At 52.6% G+C, this 3185-nt stretch carries 3 protein-coding genes; all 3 read left to right on the top strand.

Going from position 1 to position 3185, the window contains the following annotated elements; genetic code table 11:
* Positions 1–217 precede the first annotated feature (217 nt).
* A complete protein-coding gene (locus tag ASG87_RS19965; RefSeq protein ID WP_157510981.1) occupies positions 218–550 on the top strand; it encodes a hypothetical protein in 333 nt (110 codons plus the stop codon).
* Positions 551–636: 86 nt separating this feature from the next.
* The gene (locus ASG87_RS19960; RefSeq protein WP_157510980.1) at positions 637–1614 is read left to right on the top strand and encodes a T6SS immunity protein Tli4 family protein; all 978 of its coding nucleotides are present in this window, start codon (positions 637–639) and stop codon (positions 1612–1614) included.
* Between the two features lie 359 nt (positions 1615–1973).
* Positions 1974–2966 carry a T6SS immunity protein Tli4 family protein gene (locus tag ASG87_RS19955; RefSeq protein ID WP_157510979.1) on the top strand — a complete coding sequence of 331 codons (993 nt, stop codon included), beginning with the start codon at positions 1974–1976 and terminating at the stop codon, positions 2964–2966.
* Positions 2967–3185: the final 219 nt, after the last annotated feature.

Raw genomic sequence — 3185 nt, 5'->3', positions numbered from 1 at the left:
GCGGACAGCAGTGAGTATGTCGACGCCTCGCTGACAGACAATGAGGCAGTAGCGCTCTGGGATACCATCGTAAAATCGATCCGCTTGCGCCCCGATGCAATCCATGGAAAGTCTTGACGCCAAATTTTTCCTCACATGAGATGTGCACTATGACTTGTCATGCCTCACTTTGATCGCCGCTTCTAATGACTGCAAGGAAGTGACGAATGCTCTCGCCGTGACCTGCCATCACGGCACCACGCGCAGCAAACAAGGGTATCGACGGCTGGCCGAGACACGTCGGGCTAATGGCGTGAAGCTAGACGTACAGGCTCTGCACGACCCACTGGCGCCGCACAGTTTGCAATATGCCGTGCAGGATGGCGGTGGCGACGGCACGGTGCCATGCAGCTCAGGCGCAATGCCGCGCTCGTTAGGTGGCAATGGCATCAAACAGCAGTTCGGACTGAAGGGCTTCAAGCATGAAGGCTCATACCGAGACTCGACAGCTCAAATTGTGACGCTATATGCGCTGCAGAAGATCGCCGCCGCGGCGAAGGTGCCGACTTGATGCGTTGGATGCACTTCCCCCTTGCCGTCGCATTCGCCACTAGCGTCGCCGCCTGCCACCGCGACCCTACGCCTCAGGAGAAACAAATGATGACCGATCTCCGCAGTTCTCTGCGTCCGCAGTGTATTGGTCGTTATCTAGTTGAATTGCCGGAAGGCTTCATCGCGCACAAACCGGAGTTGACGCTATATTACGGACTAGAAACCAATTTCAAGACCTTAAACGTCAAGATTATAGATGATAGAACATCGCGAGAGTCATTCGATAAAGTCATTGCGGAGGAGATTGCCCGACTTCAGGAAGAGAAGCTCTTTAATGATGCGCAAAAGTCGCTTCTGCTTTCCACTGAAAAAATCGCCCCTAGTAGCCAAACCATGCTGCGCTATTACAGCGATTCTTCAGGTATTGGAATCGACCATCAATTGCATTTGCTCGTGGGCCACGCGCATATCGTGATCTTCGGCTCTTCTTACGAGGGTGTTGACGACAGTAGTCCGGACAAATTGTCTCCCGCCGTTGAGAAGCGCATGTTGAAGCTTGCTTCTCAGGTTCATGTAGTAAACGACCCCGCCAAGGCCGGTCCCGGCTTTTGCCTGGGCTCGGTGGTGGTCGATTCAGAGAACGATTTCGAGCGGGGAGATTTCATCTTCGACATGGAGAAGCATCCTGATCTTACGTTCACAGTGTCGATGACCAATCAGGATAATGCTCCGGAAAGCCTTCTTCGGCGCATGAAAGACTTTGACCAGTATGACGGTCACGGATTGTCAATCTTACGCTCGCGACATACGACACTAGCGAATGTTCCTGCAGAAGAAAAGGCAGCACGGATTGTTACGGATCGTGAGGAGCTCAAATTTGTCCTTGAGTCTCGTCCCGAGCCCCCCTCTTTTGCGCAAGAAGGTGTCAACATCAAGTTGAGTACGGGCAACCAGCTATCCGATGGCCGCTATCTGTCGTCTACATTGACTCAGAACGAATCACTCGAATTATGGGATGCGATTATCCAATCGTTCCAACCTCGCCCCGGCGCAGTGCGTGCAACCTCGGGAAATCCACAATAGCCCGCGCGGACTGAAGAAATGAAAAGAGTGCCCTAGCCATTCGAAAGTCTTCCGACTCTCGGGTATGGATGAGCAGCAACCGTGAAACAATACCATGCCTGCGTGATCCGGCCAGGCATTATTCATCCAAAAGCGACGCAGCCATTAAGCAAAGCTTCCGCCTGGACGATTATGAACATCAGGCGTCTTACAATGACAAGCGTGTGCAACCAACCACCTTCTACAGCATTTGTAAGCTCCTGCAGGAGGCGAAAGAACTATGAATTACTGGAGACACCATGCGATCCAATCGAGCGTTATGGGGACGTCTCGCCTTGATGGCGCTTCTAGCCCTGCTATCAAGCGGCAAAGTATCCGCCATGACTAGCAACGACGGCCCCACCGACCGCACGGTACACATCGGGCGCTTCTCGATGAAAGTGCCACGCAAAGCGCTTATACGCATCGACACAAAATATCAGGGGATTCAAGTGGCTGACCAAGGTACAGTCACAAGTTTCGAGGCATTGAAGCAACGTCTACAAACGCAGAGTCAGAAATATACCGCAAGCAAAGCTCCGTTCGATCCTGAAGACGATGCGATATTACGAGCGGGAGGCGCCGACCCTGCCATGGAACGAACCGAGAGCCAGTTAATAGGCTTCGATGTTCATGCAGAGAGCAATGAAGTGATCATTGCGTATCTGCCAGACACGCGATCTTTTGCAGGCAATATCGAGTTGCACAAATGGGTTGATGGGCATGATGTAGTCTTGAGTAGGAATCGTATTGGCGCGTCCGATTACGCCGTGCAGCGAGCAGATCTGCTTGCCATAGCAAAGCACTTCAAGTCGCTAGCCTCCCTGACAAGAGCGAAGCACATCCCCCCAGGATTTATTGTAGAGAACGGCATTTTTGTGGACGAAGGCTCCCCGGAGCCTAGAGGCAATGTCACACTGGTAGTGACTGATCCACAGCACCCAGGCATGAGCTTAACCTTTATAGCTTCGGACATAGAAAAACACTCGTCCGAGCCACCGCTCAGCTCGAGCGTGGATGACGAATTGGATCGACTGCGCAACCTTACTCACGATCTCAAAGTCATTCATCGCGGCGACCGGGTCGCCGCAGGTCAGTCAGGCTACCTCATCGCCATTAGCGGCTCTGATCCGGACAACCCTGGGCCGATGACATATAAATACCTTTGGGAGGCACCCGGCGTACCGAATGATGTGAAACGACCAGCCATGAGTGTCGAGTTGAATACGGACGCAGAGAATCATAACCACAGTTCATTTAAAAGCACCCAAGAAGCCACGGAGTACTTCGATCGGTTCTTGAATTCCATCAGGTTTCGCTCAGGCGACAAATAATGCATAGCAATGACACCGCTTCAAGCGAAGCGATAGTCACCAGTCATTGATTTAGACGCGGTGAACTCATCATTCTGCAAGCATGGCCGCCCTCTGCTGACTGGCATTGCGCTGACACTGGCACTCTGCAACTGCGGGGTCAGCGACAAGCAAGGACAGACCATGGCATTGACCCCAAACATGTACTCCACCTGTGTAGGGCGATTCCTTGTGCGATTA

The organism is Frateuria sp. Soil773, from assembly GCF_001428405.1.
In the GTDB taxonomy this organism is placed as follows: domain Bacteria; phylum Pseudomonadota; class Gammaproteobacteria; order Xanthomonadales; family Rhodanobacteraceae; genus LMSL01.
The sequence above is the reverse complement of the archived record's forward strand: the minus strand, read 5'-3'. Positions and strand labels throughout refer to the sequence as shown.